The sequence below is a fragment of the Variovorax pasteuri genome (genome assembly GCF_051216435.1).
Taxonomy (GTDB): Bacteria; Pseudomonadota; Gammaproteobacteria; order Burkholderiales; family Burkholderiaceae_C; genus Variovorax.
Map to the genome: position 1 here is coordinate 194605 of NZ_JBPJZS010000005.1, position 18735 is coordinate 213339.

General features: G+C 71.5%; 17 protein-coding genes. 13 read left to right on the forward strand and 4 right to left on the reverse strand.

Annotated elements, in window-relative coordinates; all coding sequences use genetic code 11:
• Positions 1 to 61: 61 nt before the first annotated feature.
• Both ACSFBM_RS19905 and ACSFBM_RS19910 read right to left on the reverse strand, forming a co-directional pair.
• The gene (locus ACSFBM_RS19905; protein WP_435485914.1) at positions 62 to 1075 is read right to left on the reverse strand and encodes a FecR family protein; all 1014 of its coding nucleotides are present in this window, start codon (positions 1073 to 1075) and stop codon (positions 62 to 64) included.
• Positions 1068 to 1580 (reverse strand): sigma-70 family RNA polymerase sigma factor, encoded by a 513-nt coding sequence (locus ACSFBM_RS19910; protein ID WP_435485915.1) that lies wholly within the window; start codon positions 1578 to 1580, stop codon positions 1068 to 1070. The genes ACSFBM_RS19905 and ACSFBM_RS19910 overlap by 8 nt, the downstream gene beginning before the upstream one ends.
• 109 nt (positions 1581 to 1689) lie before the next feature.
• Between ACSFBM_RS19910 and ACSFBM_RS19915 the strand changes: the two genes are divergently transcribed.
• Positions 1690 to 2217 (forward strand): DUF2867 domain-containing protein, encoded by a 528-nt coding sequence (locus ACSFBM_RS19915; protein ID WP_435485916.1) that lies wholly within the window; start codon positions 1690 to 1692, stop codon positions 2215 to 2217.
• Here the strand turns inward: ACSFBM_RS19915 and ACSFBM_RS19920 are convergent.
• Positions 2214 to 4985, reverse strand: a complete 2772-nt coding sequence (locus ACSFBM_RS19920) for an ATP-binding protein (RefSeq protein WP_435485917.1) — start codon at positions 4983 to 4985, stop codon at positions 2214 to 2216. The two genes, ACSFBM_RS19915 and ACSFBM_RS19920, sit on opposite strands and share 4 nt — an antisense overlap.
• A 146-nt stretch (positions 4986 to 5131) precedes the next feature.
• Between ACSFBM_RS19920 and ACSFBM_RS19925 the strand changes: the two genes are divergently transcribed.
• From ACSFBM_RS19925 to ACSFBM_RS19945, 5 genes are all read left to right on the forward strand, one after another.
• Positions 5132 to 5578: a hypothetical protein gene (locus tag ACSFBM_RS19925; protein ID WP_435485918.1), complete on the forward strand. Its 447-nt coding sequence runs from the start codon at positions 5132 to 5134 to the stop codon at positions 5576 to 5578.
• Positions 5579 to 5697: 119 nt separating this feature from the next.
• Positions 5698 to 6795, forward strand: coding sequence for an alpha/beta hydrolase (locus ACSFBM_RS19930; protein ID WP_435485919.1), 1098 nt, complete (start codon positions 5698 to 5700; stop codon positions 6793 to 6795).
• 236 nt (positions 6796 to 7031) lie between these two features.
• The gene (locus tag ACSFBM_RS19935; RefSeq protein ID WP_435485920.1) at positions 7032 to 7868 is read left to right on the forward strand and encodes an alpha/beta hydrolase; all 837 of its coding nucleotides are present in this window, start codon (positions 7032 to 7034) and stop codon (positions 7866 to 7868) included.
• A 68-nt stretch (positions 7869 to 7936) separates the two neighbouring features.
• A complete protein-coding gene (locus ACSFBM_RS19940; RefSeq protein ID WP_435485921.1) occupies positions 7937 to 8323 on the forward strand; it encodes a hypothetical protein in 387 nt (128 codons plus the stop codon).
• A 75-nt stretch (positions 8324 to 8398) separates the two neighbouring features.
• A complete protein-coding gene (locus ACSFBM_RS19945) occupies positions 8399 to 9520 on the forward strand; it encodes a MerR family transcriptional regulator (RefSeq protein WP_435485922.1) in 1122 nt (373 codons plus the stop codon).
• Here the strand turns inward: ACSFBM_RS19945 and ACSFBM_RS19950 are convergent.
• Entirely contained in the window at positions 9452 to 10063 is a 612-nt protein-coding gene (locus ACSFBM_RS19950) for a DUF938 domain-containing protein (protein WP_435485923.1), read from the reverse strand. The genes ACSFBM_RS19945 and ACSFBM_RS19950 overlap by 69 nt on opposite strands.
• A gap of 79 nt (positions 10064 to 10142) precedes the next feature.
• Between ACSFBM_RS19950 and ACSFBM_RS19955 the strand changes: the two genes are divergently transcribed.
• From ACSFBM_RS19955 to ACSFBM_RS19985, 7 genes are all read left to right on the forward strand, one after another.
• Positions 10143 to 10706, forward strand: a complete 564-nt coding sequence (locus tag ACSFBM_RS19955) for a hypothetical protein (RefSeq protein ID WP_435485924.1) — start codon at positions 10143 to 10145, stop codon at positions 10704 to 10706.
• Positions 10703 to 11917 (forward strand): PrsW family intramembrane metalloprotease, encoded by a 1215-nt coding sequence (locus ACSFBM_RS19960; protein WP_435485925.1) that lies wholly within the window; start codon positions 10703 to 10705, stop codon positions 11915 to 11917. The genes ACSFBM_RS19955 and ACSFBM_RS19960 overlap by 4 nt, the downstream gene beginning before the upstream one ends.
• Positions 11918 to 11935: 18 nt before the next feature.
• Positions 11936 to 13156 (forward strand): helix-turn-helix domain-containing protein, encoded by a 1221-nt coding sequence (locus ACSFBM_RS19965; RefSeq protein WP_435485926.1) that lies wholly within the window; start codon positions 11936 to 11938, stop codon positions 13154 to 13156.
• Positions 13157 to 13203: 47 nt separating this feature from the next.
• On the forward strand, positions 13204 to 13917 hold the full coding sequence (locus ACSFBM_RS19970; protein WP_435485927.1) for a Vgb family protein: 714 nt from the start codon (positions 13204 to 13206) through the stop codon (positions 13915 to 13917).
• A 51-nt stretch (positions 13918 to 13968) separates the two neighbouring features.
• A complete protein-coding gene (locus tag ACSFBM_RS19975; protein ID WP_435485928.1) occupies positions 13969 to 14760 on the forward strand; it encodes a DUF899 domain-containing protein in 792 nt (263 codons plus the stop codon).
• 31 nt (positions 14761 to 14791) lie between these two features.
• Positions 14792 to 15439, forward strand: a complete 648-nt coding sequence (locus ACSFBM_RS19980; protein WP_435485929.1) for a hypothetical protein — start codon at positions 14792 to 14794, stop codon at positions 15437 to 15439.
• A gap of 260 nt (positions 15440 to 15699) precedes the next feature.
• Positions 15700 to 18717, forward strand: a complete 3018-nt coding sequence (locus tag ACSFBM_RS19985) for an autotransporter outer membrane beta-barrel domain-containing protein (protein WP_435485930.1) — start codon at positions 15700 to 15702, stop codon at positions 18715 to 18717.
• Positions 18718 to 18735: the final 18 nt, after the last annotated feature.

Genomic DNA, 18735 nt, shown 5'->3' on the forward strand with positions numbered 1-18735 from the left:
TCGGAGCGTTCAACCCTGTATGTCCCGCAAGGGTTCGCAAACCCGTCAGCCGATGCGTGTTTCAGGCGCTGCGCACGTCCACGTAGATCACCCAGTCCCCCCAGCGGCGCACGCGCAGCGGCAGCGTGTCCACCAGGGCCTGCAGCACCTCCATCGGCCGGTCCAGCGGGTAGACACCGTAGACGCCGACGCGCTCGGCCGCGGGGCTCGCGCGCAGCACGGCGGGCGTGTAGGGGCGCAGGGCCTCGAGCACGTCCGACAGCGGCTGGTCGTGCACTTCGAGCACGCCGGTGGACCAGGCGCTCGGATCGATGCGCGCGGCGGACACGGGCTCGACGCGGTCGGCCTGCAGCCAGGCGCTGCTGCCTTCGTGCAAGTCGATGCGGGCATCTTCGTGCAGCGGCGTCAGGCGCACGCTGTGTTCCAGCACCGAGACCAGCGTGCGAGCGTCATGCTGGCGCACCATGAAGCGCGTGCCCAGCGCACGCACGCTGCCCTGCGCGCTTTGCACGACGAAGGGCCGCTGCGCGTCGGCCGCGACCTTGACGATGAGCGCGCCCGCGCGCAGCCGCACGAGGCGTTGCGTCGCGCTGAAGTGCAGGTCGGCCGCCGAGCGTGCGTTGAGCAGCAGGTCGCTGCCGTCGTCGAGCACGAAGCGCCGGCGCTCGGCGGTGCCGGTGTGCAGGTCGGCCGACCACGCCATCAGCGGCGCGCGCCGGTCGGCCCACAGCGCACCGCCGCCGCCCGCGGCGCCCAACAGCGCCACCGTGGCACTGCCCAGCAACGCGCGGCGGCGCGCCCGGTGGTCGGGCGGCGTGCTCAGGGCGCGCACGCCGGCCGGCGCGTGGCCGCCCGTCTGCAACTGGGTCAACGCCGGAGCGATCCGCTGGCTCAGCCGCTGTTGCAGCGTGGCCCACGCTGCGGCATGCGCAGGCGCGGCTGAGAGCCATGCCGAGAAGGCCTGGCGGTCGCTGTCGTTGTCGTGGCCCGAGTCGAGCCGCACCAGCCAGTCGATCGCCTGTTCGGTCGCGGCGTCGAGCAGCGGGGCGGTGGCGTGCCCCGGCACCTCAGGCATCGGGTTGTGCGGGGCAGGTGTACAGGTGCACGATGGCCTGCTTCACGTAGCGCTCCACCGAGGTGACCGACACGCCCATGCGCGCCGCGATGTCGCCGTAGGCCAGGCCTTCGAGCCGGCGCAGAAGGAAGGCCTCGCGTACCTTGGGCTGCAGGCCGTCGAGCCACCGGTCCAGCGTTTCGATGGCTTCGCGCACCAGGGCATAGGTCTCGGGCGAAGGCGCCAGCGTTTCGGGTTGTGCGGCGAGCGCATCGAGCCACGCGCGCTCCAGTTCGCGACGGCGCCAGAAGTTGTAGAGCACGCGCTGCGCCAGCGTGGTCAGGTAGGCGCGCGGCTCGCGGATCGCCTGTGTCTGGCCGCCCATGATGACGCGCACGAAGGTGTCCTGCGTCAGGTCCGCGGCCGTGTGGCCATCGCCCAGGCGCCGGCGCAACCAGGCCTGCAGCCAGTCGCGGTGATCGCGGTAGAGCGCGTCGATCGGGGCTGCCGCAGCGGGGGAGGACATGGAACGAAAAGTTGGCTAATGAGAATTACTCTCATTCTACCCGGCGCTGCGGGGCGGCCGGCGCCTGCGATGCCCCGGGAAAACGCAGATACGACCGCACAATGCGCCCATGACCCAGCACCCCGTGAGAGCCGTGGCCCTTCCCGCCGAAAGCGACATCGCCCACCTGTTCGCCGGCGCGCATCTTGCCGACGCCTTCGCGATCACGCTGCCGGCTGGCGCGCCGCAAGACACCGAGGCGCTGGCGCGCGCCGTGCTCGGCGACCCCGCGCCGTGGTTTCGCGCGCTGCTGGCCTGCAGGGACGCCATCGTCGGCCCGTTCGGCGTCAAGACTTCGGCGCGGATCCGCCAGGAACTGGGCCGCGGCGGCTCAGCCACGCACATCGACTTTTTTCCCATCGTGGCGCGGCACCCCAAGGAACTGGTCGTCGGCGAAGAGGACCGGCACCTCGACTTCAGGGCCTCGCTGCTGCAGCGCGCGTCGGCCGACGGGCAGGGGCGCGAGCTGGTCATGACCACGGCCGTGCACTGCCACAACCTGTTCGGGCGGGTGTACCTCTTTGTCATCTCGCCCTTCCACCGCCTGGTGGTGCGCTCGGTCCTGGCGCGGGCCGCGGCGCGCGGCTGGCGCGGCTAGCGCCGGTACAGCGCCTGCTGGATCTGCGCGAGGTCCGGTGGCTTGGGAAAGTGCGCATCGAAGCCCGCGTCGAGCGCCTTGCCGCGGTCCGACTCCTGGCCGTAGCCGGTCAGCGCGAGCAGCACCATGCCGCGCCGGCCAGCGTGCGAACGCACATGCCGGGCGAGGTCGTGGCCGCTCATGCCCGGCAGCCCCACGTCGAAGATGCCCGCATCGAAGTCTTGGCCGTCCAGCAGCGGCAGGGCGCTTTCCGCGCTGTCCGCCGTCGTCACCTGGTGCCCTTCGAGCGTGAACCACTCGGCCAGCACGCTCAGCGCGTCACGGTTGTCGTCGACCAGCAGCAGGCGCAGGCGGGGCCGCACCTCGGGGGCCTGCCCGGGCGCGGGCAACTGCGCCGGCGCCTCGGCCGGCGCCAGCGGCAGGCGCACGGTGAAGGTGCTGCCTTGCCCCTGGCCGGCGGAGTGCGCCGTGATCGAACCGCCATGCAAGCGGACCAGGCTGCGCGCAATGGCCAGGCCCAGGCCGAGGCCGCCCGCGGCGCGTTGCAGCTGCTGCGTGCCCTGCACGAAGCGCTCGAACACCTGCGCGAGCAGCTCGGGCGCGATGCCGATGCCGGCGTCGGCCACGGTCAGTTCCGCATGGTGGCCGTCCGTGCGCAGCGCGATGTCGATGCGTGCGTCGGGTGCGGTGAACTTCGCGGCGTTGTTCAGCAGGTTGCCCACGATCTGCGCCAGGCGCAGCGGGTCGCCCTGCACGGGCACCGGCGCATCGGGCAGCGACACGCGCGGCATCCCGGCGCGCGCCTGCAGCGCGGGCAGTGTCAGCTCGATGGCCTTGGCGACGGTGTCGCGCAGGTCGACCCGCTCGGGCCGCAGCACGATCTTTCCCGAGACGATGCGCGAGATGTCGAGCAGGTCGTCCACCAGCCGCGACAGGTGCTTCACTTGCCGTTCGATGATCTGCCGCTCGCGGGGAAACGCCTTCTCGTCGCGCCGCTCGATCAGCGCGAGCGCCAGCGAAATGGGCGCGAGCGGGTTGCGCAGCTCGTGGCCCAGCATGGCGAGGAACTCGTCCTTGGCCTTGCTCGAGACTTCGGCCTGGGCCTGCGCGCTGCGCGCCCGCGCCAGCAGGCGCACGTTGTCCAGCGCCAGTGCCGCACGCTGCGCCAGCTCGCCGATGAGCGCGCCGTCTTCCGGCTTGAAGCGGCGCTGCGACGAGCGGTCCTGCAGGATGGCCATGGCGCCGATGGTGCGGCCGCGCGCCACCAGCGGCACCACGCAGCCGGCCGTGATGCCGAGCGTCTGCACGAACTCGCGCAGCTGCGGGTCGAGCCGCTCGACCAGGCCCGGGTCGTCCAGGTTGTGCAGAAAGGTCCGGCCGGTGGCAATGGCCCAGGGGAAGGAGCCCACCGTGTCGGCCGTGGCCTCGCGGGTGCTCACCATGCGCGCGATGTCGGCGCCGCGCGCGGGGTCGGCGTGGTGCGTGAGCTTGCGTTGCAGCACGTCGTGCTCGTCGAGCAGGTCGATGCGGCAGAGGTCCGCCACCTCGGGCACGATCACATCGGCGATGGCGCGCAGCGTCGAGTCTTCCTCGAGCGAGCGCGACAGCGCCGCACTGGCGCTCACCAGCCGCTCCAGCCGCAGCTGCGCGGCCTGGGCCGCGGTGCGGGCGTCGCGCTCGGCGCCGAGCAGGCGTTCGCGTTCCGCCTCGTGCTGCAGGCGCTGGCCGGCCGCCGAGGCGAGGGCGCGGCCGACCGCGTCGATCTCGGCAATGCCGGAATGCACATCGGTCACGGGCTGGCCGAGGCCGAGCGCATCGGCGCTCTTGCGCAGCCGGGCCATGGGCCGGGTGATGGCGCGCGACATCCACCAGGCGGCCAGGCCGCCCACGAGCAGCGAGATCAGCAAGCCGCTGCCGTAGGCAATGAGCGTGCGGCGCAAGGCGTCCTCGGCCACCACGGTCGGGGCGCCGAGCGCCACCGTCCACGGGGCGAAGTCCAGCCGCGACACGGCGGTCTGCACATGCGTGCCGTCGACGTTGCGGGTGGTGCCCACGAACTCCTGGCGGTCGCGGCGCGAGCCGAGCAGTTCGCGCAGCGTGTCGCTCGGGGCCTGGCCGCGAAAGCGCTCGTCGTCGCGCGAGCGTGCCACGCGCAGGTCGTTGGAGTCGAAGATCGAGACGGCCCAGCCCTCGGGCACGCGCTGGCGCGTGAGCACCGCGGAGATGGCCTCGGGCCGCACGATGGCCGTCAGCACGTAGCGCACTTCGTCGTTGCGCACCACCGGCACGCGCACCGCGAAGGCCAGGTTGCCCTTCTTGCCGGGCATCAGCGGGCCGACCGCCGGCTGGCCGGTGCGCACCACCTGCGCCAGGCTCGCGGCTTCGACCACTTCGTTGCTCGCGCCGCCCACGGCGCCCTCGGTGCTGAAGACGATCTTGCCGTCGGGCGTCACCAGCAGCACCCCACGCCACTCGAGGTGCGAGGCGCGCAACGCCTTGGCCAGCAGCAGGGCGTCCACCAGGCCCGACGCCTCGGGGGCGCCGAGCGGCTCCGTCAGCGCGAGCGCCTGCAGCGCCGCGACGGTCAGCCGCAGTTCGCTGTCCACGGCGGTGGCCAGCGCCCGGGCGACGCCGAGCGTGGACGCCTGCGTCTGTTCGCGCTGCACCTGGAGCAACCCGTGCAGCGCAAAGCCGCAGACGACCGCCAGGGGCAGGAGCGCCGCAGCGGCAACCAGCAACAGGCGGGCCGACAAGGTGGGGGTGCGCATGGGAGGTGCGGGCTCTGGTCTCTGTGGGAGGACTGCGGGAGCCGACATTGTGGCGCGGGTGCGCCGCCGCGAAGGCCGTCCGGCCAACAAATGAAAGCGCCTTCTGCCTACAGTTTCGTGCCCGCAAAAGCCCGACCGTGCTTGCCATGAAGCTTGCCGTTTACATCGTCGAGGACGACCCGTTGGTGCAGGACAGCCTGAAGGTCGTCATCGAGGCCTACCTGCGTGCCCAGGTGATGGGCTGGGCGCCCTCCGAGGCCGAGGCGCTGGCATGGCTTCGCGCCAACGATGGCCGCTGGCACCTGCTGGTGGTCGACCTCACGCTGGCGCAAGGCTCCGGGCTGGGGGTGCTCGCCGCCGTGGCGCAGATGCAGGCCAGCAGGGTCGTCGGGCAGGGGGCCGGCAAGGACGGTGGTAAGGGCGGTGGAAAGGGCATCGGCAAGGGCGTGGTGGTGGCCCTGACCAACGCGGCGTCGCCCGGCAACCGGGCCACCTGCCTGCGGCTGGGCGCGGACGCGGTGTTCGACAAGTCGGAAGAAATCAACCAGTTCCTCGCGTACTGCGAAAAGACCATCCCGGGCGCCGCGCACTGAGGGTCGCGCGCTGCGGCACTTCGCCTGCTGTTCATCGGCACAGGTGGGGTTTGAACGGAGGCCCCGCGTGCCGTCGCGGTGAGAGCATGCCAACGCACCCACCCAGACAGGAACAACCCATGCACCCCCGGATCCCTCACTTCGCGGCGCTGTTCGCGGCCGTGTTGCTCTGCGCCTGCTCGCAAGTCCCGCAGACCTCTGCAGAGAAGGCCACCGCCCAAGGCACCGCCAACGCGCAGCCCGGCGCGCGGCGCTCTCCCGCGCAGGTCAGCCCCGCACCCACCAACGAGGTCAGCCCGCAGATGCAGGCGCTGATTGCCGGGCCGTACCCGGCGCATTTCAACGCGGACCCGAAGAACGCGGCCGAGTGGAAGGCGCTCGTCAACAGCCGCGCCGCGCCCGTGATCGCCGCGATTCCCGCGCTCAAGCAGAAGCTCGGCGTGAGCGTGCTGGCCACGAAGATCGCAGGGGTGAACGTGTTCGTCGTCACGCCGGCCAGGTTCGCGCCGGGCAACGAGCGGCGCCTGCTGATGCACGTGCACGGCGGCGGCTACGTGTTCGGCCCCGGCGAGGCCGCGCTGCCCGAGGCGATGCTGCTGGCGAGCATCGGCGGCTACAAGGTGGTCTCGGTCGACTACCGCATGCCGCCCGACTACCCGTACCCCGCGGCCATGGACGACGCCATGGCCGTGTGGAAGGAACTGCTCAAGACCAACCGCGCACGCGGCATGGGCGTGTTCGGCACGTCCACCGGCGGCGCGATGACGCTGGCGTTGGTGCTGCGCGCCAAGGCCGAGAACGTGCCGCTGCCCGCGGCCATCGCACCGGGCACGCCGTGGTCGGACATCGCCAAGATCGGCGACACCTACCAGACCAACGAATGGGTCGACAACGTGCTCGTCACCTGGGACGGCTGGCTGGGCCGCGCCGCGCTGCTCTATGCGGGCGGACGCGACCTGAAAGACCCGCAGCTGTCGCCCATCTACGGCGACTTCAAGGGCTTTCCGCCGGCCATCCTGACCAGCGGCACGCGCGACCTGTTCCTGTCGAACACCGTGCGCACGCACCGCAAGCTGCGCCGCGCGGGGGTGGAGGCGGAGCTGAACGTGTACGAAGGCCAGTCGCACGCGCAGTACGGCATCAACCCCGACGCACCCGAAACCCGCGAAGCCTTCGGCGACATCGCGCGCTTCTTCGACAGGCACCTGGGCCGATAGGGGCGCGGCTCCTGGCAACTTGCGCGTTCAGCGGCCGCGCTGCCGCCTTCGCGCTGGGGGCATCGGCTGTGCATCGACGCGGGATGCGGCGGGCATGAACGAGACGGCGAACTTCGGTTGCACGAACCGCTGAACACGGCAGGCGCAGCCGGCTTTCCACCGCCCCGCCGCGGGGTTGCTGCAACCCGGCGAAACTAGGCCCCCAACCAGCCAGTCATTCCCGGGGAGCCCGCCACTTGTCATCCAACAAAGTCTTTCGCATCGCACTGTCGGCGTCGGCCGCTGCCATCGGCAGCCTCGCAGCGTACTGGACCCTGCTCGCCACGCGCCAGGGCGACATCCTGTTCAATGCCCGCAAGCTGCCCGTCGTCCACTTGTCCGAGGACTTCTCCACCTACTCGCACACGGTGCCCGGCGGCATGGTGCGTGGCTACGTCTATCACCCGCAGGGCGAAGACGCGCTGCAGGACCTGTTCATCTACTTCGCCGGCCGGGGCGAAGACGTTCGCGCCACGGCGCAGATGCTGCATTGGCTGCCGGAAGGCTTCGGCTTCGCCGCGCTCAACTACCGCGGCGTGGCCGACTCGCAGGGGCGTCCGTCGGAGATCGCTTCGGTCGAGGACGCGGGCCAGTTCGCCAACCATTTGCGCCGCGCTTTCCCGCAGGCCCGGCTGCACGTGGTCGGCCGCAGCCTGGGCACGGGCGTGGCCATCCAGCTCGTGGCGCGCCAGCCCTTCGAGAGCCTGCAACTGGTCACGCCCTACGACTCGATGCTCGAGGTGGCGAAGAAGCGCTTTCCGCTGGTGCCGCTGTCGCTGCTGCTGCGCCACCAGTTCAACTCGCTCGAGCACAGCCGCGAGGTCGCGGCGAAGACGCAGGTGCTGCTGGCCGAGCACGACGATGTGGTGCTGCCCGAGCGCTCCGCCAAACTCATCAACGCCTGGCCGACGCCGATCCAGGTGCAGACGGTGCCCGGCTCGGACCATCACAGCATCATGGGCCTGGAGGCCACGTGGCTCTACCTCATCGACTTTGCGCTGACCGCGATTCTTCCGGAGCCGAAGGTGGCGTGAGCTGCGGCGTGCGCTGCGCCAGAATGCAGGGGCTCGACTTCAACCCCCTGCCTCGAGGAGCCCGCCCCATGTCGCTTGCGCTGCACAGCCTTGTTCTCGCCGGCATCGGCCTTGTCTTCACCGCGAGTGCTTCTGCACAACCTGACCCATCCGGCCAACCCGGCCAACCCGGCGGCGCAGCGCCCGCGGCCCAGGCCGGGCAGGTTTTCACCCGGGCGCGCCTCAGGTCCGTTCATGAAGAGCCGGGCGGCAAGACCTACGTGCGGCTGAAGCTGCTGCCCAGAGCCAAGCTCCCGTTCACCGTGCAGACCTTCCGGGTGCTCGACACCTCGCTGCTGGCCGGCATTTCCGAAGGCGCGTGGGTCAAGTTCACCTCGGCGCGTGTGAACGCGGAGAACACGGTGACGGCGCTCCACCCGGCCACCGAGTGCGTGCGGTTTCAGCCGTGCGACTGACCCCTGTCCTCTTGACCCGGCCCCTGCGGCCACCTCGATAAAGGCGGTCTCCCGTCCAACCCCGAGGTGATGCCCGTGACCCCTTCCGCCCGATTCCTGAACCCCGCCGAAGCCGCCAGACGGCTCGGTGTTTCCGCCAAGGCCTTGCGCCTGTACGAGCAGCGCGGCCTGGTCGCCCCGGCGCGCAACGCGGCCGGATGGCGCTCCTACGGCCCCGAGGAAATGGCCCGTGGCGCCGACATCGTGGCCCTGCGCGCGCTCGGCCTCAGCTTGGCCCAGGTGGCGCGTGTGCTGCATGGCGACGCCGAGGGCCTGGAGCCCGCGCTGGCGGCGCACCAGGCTTTGCTCGAAGGCCGTGCGCGGCAGCTCGAGGTCACGCTCGACAAGGTCCGCAGCCTGCGTACGGACCTCGCCGCCGGCCGGACGCCGACGGTCGGCGAGCTGACGCGCCTGCTGCCGCCGGCGCCGGCGCTCGGCATCGAGTTCGCGCTGCCCTGGCCGTGGGGCGGCGAACGGTTCGAGTGGCGCGACGTCCGCTCGCTGAACTACATCGTCGGCCCGCTGGGCAGCGGCAAGACGCGGCTGGCCTTGCGCCTGGCCGAGACCCTGCCCGACGCCGCGTTCCTGGGGCTGGAGCGGTTGGAGAACGGCGTTGCCGCGTCGCGGATCGATGCCGATCCCGCGCTGCGCTCGCGTGTCGATCAGGCGATGGCCTGGCTCGTCGAAGATGGCGCCACCGTGTGCGGCGCGCTGACCGTCTTGCTGGCCGCGCTGGAAGCCGAGGCCCCGGCCGTCCTGGTCGTCGACATGGTGGAGCAGGGGCTCGACCACGCGACCCAGCAGGCGTTGGCCGCCCACCTGCGCCGGCGCGGGCCCGAGGCCCGGCCCCTGTTCCTGCTCACGCGCTCCTGCGTGATCCTGGACCTGGCGGCGGTGGGCGCGGACGCGTCGATCCTGCTGTGCCCCGCCAATCACAGCCGGCCGATGCGCGTCGCGCCTTATGCGGGATCGCCCGGGTACGAGGCCGTCGCCACGTGCCTGGCCGCGCCCGAAGTGCGCGCGCGCACGCAGGGCCTCGTGGCGTCGTGGGCCAGTGGCATCGCGCAGGGCGTGCCCGGCAGTGCCCCGCTAGGAACCGAAGACCAGCAGCAGGTTGTTCGCGGGCATCGCGTGCCGCTCGCGCAACACGAGCCCTGAGCTGCGCGCCTGGGCCTTCACGTCCTCCAGCCGGCGGATGCCCCATGCGGGGTTGCGTGCGCGAAGGCTCTCGTCGAACGCCACGTTGCTTGGCGCCGGCGTGCCGTCTTCGAAGTACGGTCCGTAAGTGATCAGCAAGCCGCCGGGCAGCAGGTGCCGCGCGGCCCCTTCCATCAGGGCGGCGCACGTGGCCGGCGGCGAGATGTGCAGCATGTTGGCGCAGTAGACGGCGTCGAAGCGTTCAGCGAACGCATCGTCCTGCGACGGCCATTGCGGGGACATCACGTCCAGCAGCAGCGGTGCCAGCAGGTTGGGCAGCGCGGCCTGCGCAACGCGGCTTGCAAGCGCGGGCAGCATGCGCGCGTCCGCATCGGTCGGCTGCCAGGTCCATCCGCTCATTGCAGCCGCGAACCAGGCGGCGTGCTGGCCGGTGCCCGAGGCAATTTCCAGCGCGGTGCCCCGTGCGCCCAGCGTCTGCATCAACACGTCGAGGATGGGCTGCTTGTTGCGGTCTGCTGCGGTGCTGGAGGGAAGGTTGGTCATGCGGAGGGGGGCAGGGTGGGGGTGTTCGAAGGGCTTCGGTGCAAGGCAGGCACGGCCGATCGTATGGCAGGATCAAAGCATGCACGAGCCGTCACGCCGTATCCCGTATCGCACCTGGCCCGGCGCGCTCGCCGTCCTTCTTGCCATTGCCGCCTATGTGGGCGGCCTCACCTTCTGGGACCGCCACACGCCGGGCACGCGTCCTCTGGCGGAGGGGAAAACGGTGGGCGTCGGCCAGGCCCGGTTCGTGCCCGCCGAAGGATGGCAGATGGACGTCTCGCGCTCCAGGGCCGGCAGGTCGCTGATGCTGTTCAAGGGCGCCCACAAGTTCCTGGTCACCACGGGCCAGTGGGAGGGCGGGCCCGACGGGCCCATGGTGCGGCAGCAGCGGCTCATGGAGCGCGGCCAGGGCCTGACCATCGACGGCGACGTGTCCGACTTCGTCACGTCCTGGGGCCTGCAGGGCAAGACCTTCGCCTACTACGGCGCGAAGCTGGCCGGGCGCTTCTGGCAGGTGGTCGACCTGCCGCGCAAGTCGCTCGTGCAGATCGACTTCTACGGCGCCAACGACGGCCTGGAGGAAGCGCAGGCCGACGCCCGGCGCATGCTCGACTCGATGGACCTGGAGGCACAGCCGCAGTGAACACGCCCGTCTTCGCGCATGCGCATACGCAGGCCCTGGACCAGGGTGTCTGGCCGGTCGGCACCGACTCCTTCTTCCAGCCCCGTCGCGCGGCCTTCTGGGTGCTGGCGGCGCTGATCGTCAACGGCCTCTTCTACACGGTCCACATGTTCTCCATGGGGTTTCGCGTGGTGCCGGTCACCGCCTTCCTGGGGCTGCTGGCGTGGGGCTTGTACACGCTGCTTTTCTTTCTCGCCTTTCGCACGCTGGACCTGCTGGAACAGCATCCGCCGGAGGGCTACATCCTGGCCTTTGCGTGGGGCGGCATGGGCGCGTTGTACTTTGCGGCACCGGCCAACATCGCCATCCAGAGCCTGTGCGCCAAGCTGGTGTCGCCGGAGTTCGCGGCGGTGTGGGGCCCGGCCATCGCGGGGCCGGTCACGGAAGAGTTCCTGAAGATCGCCGGCGTCATGTTGCTGGTGCTGGTGGCGCGCAACCAGTTCGAGACCTACCTGTCCGTGCTCATCGTCGGCGCCATGGCGGGCCTGGGCTTCCAGGTGATCGAGAACCTGAGCTACACCGTCAACGCCTCGATGCACTTTCCGCTCGAGAACCAGGTGTATCCGGTGCTGCTCAACCTGCTGACGCGCGGCCTGATGAGCGGGCTGTGGAGCCATGCGGCCTACACCACCATCGCGTCCTTCGGCGTCGCCTGGTACCTGCTGCATCCGGAACGCCCGAGGGCGGTGCGCATCGCCGTGGCCTTGCTGTGCTTTGCGCTCGCGTGGGCCATGCACTTCGTCTGGAACTCGCCGTTCCTGGAAGACCTGTTCGACGACGGCTACGGCGAGATGGCCGTCCTGCTGGCCGTGAAGGGCATCCCCGCGGTGGTGGCGGCCGGCATCTTCTGGCGCGTGGCCGCGCGCGAGAACGGCGCCTACCTGCATGCGCTGGCGGCGTACTTCGTGCCGGAACGCGAGCTGATCCGCGACGACGAGTGGGTGCGCCTGGGCGACCCGCTGGCGCGCTACAAGGTGCGCCGGGAAATGGGCTGGACCTTCGGCCTTCGGGCCCGGCGCCTGAAGGCGCAGCTGCAGCGCGAGCAGATGCGGCTGATCCGCAAGGCCGCGACCTACGGGCGCGGCGCGCAGACGCTGCGCCATGAGCTCGCGGTGCGGCGCCTGCGCGCCCAGCTGGAGCCGCTCATCGCCGCCGCACCCGCGCAGGCCTGAGCCGAACGAACTGCCCGCATGGACTCGCTGATCGCCGCTTCCGCCCGCGCACTGGCTGCGGGCGATGCGCTCGGCGCGCTCAAGCGGGTCGCGCTGCGCGACGACCCGCCGGCGCTGGCGTTGCGCGGCATCGCGATGGCCCAGCTCGGCGAACACTCGCGCGCCCGCGCCCTGTTGCGGCGCGCTGCCAGCGGCTTCGGCGCGCACGAAGAACTGGCGCGCGCGCGCTGCGTCGTCGCCGAGGCCGAGGTGGCGCTGGCCATGCGCGACCTCGGCGGCTCGCCGCGCGCGCTGGCCGCGGCGGCACACGCGCTCGAGGCGCGCGCCGATCACGCGAATGCGCTGCAGGCACGGCTGATTGCCGCGCGCCGGCTGCTGCTGCTCGGGCGCCTCGACGAGGCATCGGCCGCGCTGGCAATGCTCGACGCGCGCGGCCTGCCGCCTGCGTTGGCCGCGGTGGCCGAACTCAGCGCCGCCGAACTCGCGCTGCGCTCGCTGCACATCGACACCGCGCGCACGGCCCTCGCACGCGCCCATGACGCGGCCGAGCGCGCACGCGTGCCGGCGCTGCTGGCCGAGGTGGCGGAGGCACGGGCGGTGCTCGAGCGTCCGGCCGCCCGGCGCCTGGTCGACGGCGGCGAGCAGGCGCTGCGGCTCGACGAGGTCGCAGCCCTTCTGGCGTCCGAGGCGCTGGTGGTCGATGCCTGCCGCCGCGGGGTGGGTGCGAGTGGCGCCTGGCAGCCGCTTGCACGGCGGCCGGTGCTGTTCGCGCTGGCGCGCGCGCTGGCCGCGGCGTGGCCCGGCGATGTCGATCGCGAAAGCCTGATCGCCGATGCATTCCGCACCCGCCGGCCCGACGAAACGCATCGCGCACGGCTGCGCGTCGAGATCGGCCGGCTGCGCGCGCTCCTGAAGGCCATGGCGCGGATCGAGGCGACGCCGCGGGGCTTCGTGCTCAAGCCGCAGGCCGAACGCGCCGTGGTCCTGCTGGCGCCGCCCATCGACGGCGAGCAGGCCGCGCTGGTGGCGCTGCTCAGCGATGGCGCGGCCTGGTCGACCTCGGCGCTTGCGCTGGCCCTGGGGGCCAGCCAGCGCACGGTGCAGCGCGCGCTGGCCGAGCTCGAGGCCGAGGGGCGCGTGCGCGCGATCGGGCAGGCGCGGGCACGGCGCTGGCTGGCGCCGCCGCTGGCCGGATTCACGACGATCTTGTTACTCCCCGCCGCGCTGCCGATTGAATAGAGTTGTCTCCAGGGCGTCGATCCGCGGCGCACCACAAGGAGCCAACGATGACCCGCAATGCAAGCACGGCCGATTCCCGCGACAGTTCCCGGCGCAGTTCCCCGACCAAGGCGAAGCCCGACGTGCAGCCCGCCGAGATCGTGCGCGAGTACGGTCCCTTCCCAGGCAGCGACAAGGTGGCCGGCGTGACCCATGACGGCCAGCGCGTCTGGGCCGCGCTGGGCGCGCAGCTGATCGCCTTCGATCCGCACGGCAGCGAGCCGACACGCACGCTCGACGTCGCCTGCGACGCGGGCACCGCCTTCGACGGCAAGCACCTCTACCAGATCGCCGATTCGCGCATCGACAAGATCGACCCCGCCACGGGCGAGGTGATGGCCTCGATTCCGGCGCCGGGCCACGGCGCCGACTCCGGGCTCACCTGGGCCGAGGGCAGCCTGTGGGTAGGCCAGTACCGCGACCGGAAGATCCACCAGATCAACCCCGAGACCGGCGCGGTCGTGCGCACTATCGAGTCGAACCGCTTCGTCACCGGCGTGACCTGGGTCGACGGCGAGCTGTGGCACGGCACCTGGGAGGGCGACCAGAGCGACATCCGCCGCATCGATCCGCAAAGCGGCGTCGTGCTCGAACGGCTCGAGATGCCGAGCGGCGTGGGCGTGAGCGGGCTGGAGTCCGACGGGGCCGATCTCTTCTATTGCGGCGGCGGTAACAGCGGCAAGGTGCGCGCCGTGCGCCGCCCCAAGGCCGCGCGGGCCTGAACGGACCCGACCCGACCCGACCGCGCATTCATTTGTCACAAGGAGCATTCCATGAACACAACCGTGACCGAAACAAACACCGCGAACCATGCCGTCGTGACTGGCGAGCGGTGGCTGGCCGAACGCAAGGCGCTGCTCGCGCGGGAAAAGGAGCTGATGCGCCTGCATGACGAGGTCGCCGGCGAGCGCCGCGCGCTGCCATGGGAGCGCGTCGACAAGCCCTACGTGTTCGACACGCCGCAGGGCCGGCGCACGCTCGCCGAACTGTTCGACGGCCGCCGCCAGCTGCTGGTGCAGCACTTCATGCTGGGGCCGGACTGGGCGCAGGGGTGCCCAAGCTGTTCCTTCATGGCGGACCACACCGACGGCATGAACGTGCACCTGGCGCAGCGCGACATCAGCTTCGTCGCCATCTCGCGCGCGCCGCTGGCCCAGATCCAGCGCTTTCGCGAACGCATGGGTTGGCGCTTCGACTGGGTCTCGTCGCACGGCAGCGATTTCAACTACGATTTCGGCGTGAGCTTCACGCCCGACGAACTCGCCTCCGGCCAGGTGGACTACAACTACCGCATGCAGTCCTTCCCGGCGGAAGAGGCGCCCGGCGTCAGCGTGTTCTACAGGGACGACGCGGGCGATGTCTTCCACACCTACTCGACCTATGGCCGCGGCGTGGAAGTGATGATGGGCGCGTACCCAATGATGGACCTCGTGCCCCGGGGCCGCGGCGAGCGCGACGTGCCCCACAAGATGGAGTGGGTGCGCCACCACGACCGCTACGAGCCGGTGCAGGCCGCGAAACCGAACGCCGCGGCCGGTTCGTGCTGCAGCGGCGCGCACGCCTGAAGCGCCGCGCGCCCGCACACGCGAGAGCGTCATGGCAAGCCTGTGGCCTTGGCTGGCGGTCGCCGGGGCCGGCGCGCTGCACGGGCTGAACCCCGCCACCGGATGGATGTTCGCCGCCGCCTGGGGACTGCGGTCGAGTGACCGGGCGCAGGCGCTGCGGGCGCTGGTGCCCATTGCCCTCGGGCATGCCGCGTCGGTCGCGCTGGTGGCTGCCGCAGTGGTGCTCGGGCAGTCGCTGGACCGCGTGCTGCTGCAGGTTCTGGCGGGCGTGCTGCTCGCCGTCGCGGCGGCGGTTCACCTGGCGGGGCGCAAAGGCAGGCGGCGGGTTTCTGCAAGCCCCGTTCGCCCCGTTGGCCCCGTTGGCCCCGTCGGCCCCGTCGGCCAGGCGGGGCTGGCGCTCTGGTCTTTCATCATTTCCACCGCGCACGGCGCCGGCCTGATGCTCGTGCCGGCATTGATGCCGCTGTGCATGGGCGACGCACCTGTGGCCCGCGAGTTCGCCGCACCGGGCCCGCTGCTGCTGGCGCTAGCGGCGGTTGGCGTTCACACCGCCGCCATGCTCGCAGTGACGGGCCTGATCGCCGCGGGGGTGTGCCGCGGCGTCGGCGCGGGGGCTGGATGGCTGCGGCATTTCCGGCGCAAGGCCTCGTCGCCACCGCCTTCAACTGGGTACTTTTGAACCCACCAAGAAACATTGGTTACTCATTGATGCACTTCAGGGTCGGCCACGACCCAGGGCGGTCCGTGAGACGCAGCGCGCGATCAAAACCGGCATTTCGGTCCACGAAGGGGTACCCGGTTTCGGGCATATCGCCGCTTGGTACGCGTGCTTACATTTTTGACTTGTATTTCGAAATCGACAGCGTGTGGAGGGGGGCAAGCAATTGCTGCTGCTGCATGCGGGCGCCTGCCCGATCAGGTAACGAACAAGTTGAAACCATGAACAAGATCTTTCGGACGCTTTGGAATCCAACGCTCGCTACCTGGGTGGCCGCACCTGAGACCTCGCGCGGCCATGCGCGGTCGTCCCGCGCAGGCAGTGGCACCGCGGTGGCCATGGCGGTCGTGCTGGCGTGTGCCGGCCCGGCAATGGCGGCCGGCGGCGCGGGCGGGCAGCCCGTGGGCAACCCGGTACTGAACGCGGGTGCCGGCGGCAGCAACGGCACCGGCGGCGCCGGCGGGCTCAACGACACCACGGTCAACGCGAGCGGCGGCGCCGGCGGGTCGTCGACCCCCACGGGCGTCACGGCGGGGTCTGCGGCCAACATCGGCACGTTCTTCGGCGCCACCGCGGGCACGGGTGGGGCGGCGGGCACCACCAGCAACGTCGTCGGCCCAGGCGCGCTGCAGGGCGACAACGGCGGCGCCGGCCAGGCGCAGACCGGCGACGCGCTCAACGGCAATGGCTACGGCGGCGGCGGCGGCGGCGGCTTCCAGGGCGCGTCCATCGCGAACAACGTCTCGTCGTCCTCCGACAGCACCACCGGCGGCACCGGCGGCGCGGGCGGCAACGGCTACTGGGCTGCCGGTGGCGGCGGCGCCGGCGGGTACGGCTCGATCCTGAGCGCGCCCCTTGGCAGCTACACCGCCACCGGCACGTCCATCGGCGGTGCGGGCGGCAACGGCGGCGACGCGTTTTCGCAGGCCGGCGGCGGTGGCAGCGGCGGCGGCGGGTTCTACCTGAACAGCACGACGCCAGGGCTCACCTTCACCAACACCGGCACCATCGCGGCGGGCGCGGGCGGTGCCGGCGGGACCAACCTGCTGCCCAGCCAGCTCAACGCCTCGGGCGGCGGCGGCGGGGCGGGCGGCATCGGTGCCACGCTGGCCGGCAGCGCCGTCACCGTGGTCAACACCGGCCAGATCACGGGCGGCGCAGGGGGTGCCGGCGGTGCGGGCGGCGGTGGCGCGACCGGCACCGGCGCGCCGGGCGCAGGCGGCGACGGCGGCATCGGCCTGTCGTCCACCGGCACCGCGGCGACCATCACCAACACCGGCACCATCGCGGGCGGTGCCGGCGGGGCCGGCGGCGTCAACAACAACGGCCGGCCCAACGGCGCGAACGGCGTGGGGGGCGTGGGCGTGGCGGGCGCCAACCTCGCGCTTGCCAACAGCGGCACCATCACCGGCGGCTTGGGTGGCGACGGCGTCACCCGTGCCTCGGCCGTGGAATTCACCGGCGGCAGCAACAGCCTCACGCTGAACACCGGCTCGGCCATGTCGGGCGCCATTGCCATCGACACCGGCGCCACCGCGAGCGTGATCGCCGGGGCCAGCGGGCTGAGCGTGCCCAACGCACTGATCCTGGGCGGCACCGGCACCATCGACACCAACGGCAACAGCCTGAGCTGGACGGGGCCCATCTCCGGCGCAAGCGATCTGGTGAAGGCCGGCGCAGGCGTGCTGACGGTGAGCGGCGCCAACACCAACAGCGGCGCCACCAACGTCGCGGCCGGCACATTGCGCGCCGGCGCGGTCAACACTTTCAGCAGCGCCAGCGCCTTCACGGTGGCCTCTGGCGCCACGCTGGACCTGGCCGGCAACAGCCAGGCCGTGGCGTCCGTCACCAACAGCGGCGTCGTGTCGCTGGTGGGCAGTGCCCCCGGCACCACCCTCACGGTCAACGGCCCGTGGGTGGGCAACGGCGGCACGCTGCGCCTGGGCACGGCGCTGGGCGACAGCGCCAGCGTGAGCGACCGCCTCATCCTGAACGGCAGCACCGCGATTGCCAGCGGCACGACCAGCGTGCAGATCGTCAACCTGGGCGGCCTGGGCGCGCTGACCACCGGCAGCGGCATCGAGATCATCAGCGCCCTGAACGGCGCCACCACCACCGCGCAAACCACCAAGAGCGCCTTCAGCCTGGCCGGCGGCCACGTCGATGCGGGCGCCTACCAGTACCGGCTGTACGCCGCCGACGCGAGCGGCGCGGGCGAGAACTGGTACCTGCGCTCCAGCACCACCACGGCCAACGGCGCGACCGTGCCCACCTATCGCACCGAAGTGCCCCTGTACGCGGCGCTGCCCGAACAGCTGCGCCAAGCCAACCTGTCGATGCTGGGCAACCTGCACCAGCGCGTGGGCGACGACGGCCCGAGCGGCGCCAACACCGCCTCGCCGGAGCAGGGCTACCGCCAGGCCTGGGGCCGCATCATCAGCACCGACCGCACCATCTCTCAGGCCGGCACCGTCAGCCCCACCAGCGAAGGGCGCCTCACCGGCTTCCAGGCCGGCACTGACCTGTGGGCCGACCCGAACTGGCGCGTGGGTGTGTACGTGGGCCAGCTCGACGGCGACATGCGCGTGACCGGCTTCGCCAACGGCGTGCAGAACTATGCGAGCGGCTCCAACGACCTGCGCAACCAGTACCTGGGCGCCTACGCCACCTGGAAGAACGAGGGCGGCCTGTACGTCGACGGCGTGCTGCAGGCCGGACGCCACCGCTACACCGTGTCGCCCACGCTGGGCTTCGGCAGCTCGGGCAAGGGCGACAGCCTGCTGGCCTCCGTCGAGGTCGGCCAGGCCTTCGCCATTGCGCCGAACTGGACCATCGAGCCGCAGCTGCAGCTGGTGCACCAGCGCGTGAGCCTGGACGACATCAGCATCGCCGGCGCCCTGGTGCAGCAGAACAGCCACAACGGCTGGCTGGTGCGCGCCGGCGTGCGGGTCAAGGGCGAGATCGCGACGGGCGCCGGCCTGCTGCAGCCCTACGTGCGCTTCAACGTGTACCGCAGCGGCAGCGGCACGGACATCACCCGCTTCGTGGGCCCGGCCGCCTACACCGACATCGCCACGCGCACGGGCGGCACCAGCACCGAGCTGGCGGGCGGCGCCACGCTGCAACTCACGGAGAGCACCAGCCTCTATGCGGAGCTGGGCAAGCTGTGGGCTTCAGGCGGGGACACGCGCACCAAAGGCAGCGTGCAGGCGAGCCTGGGCGTGAAGGTGCGCTGGTAAGCCAGAGCCAGGCGTACG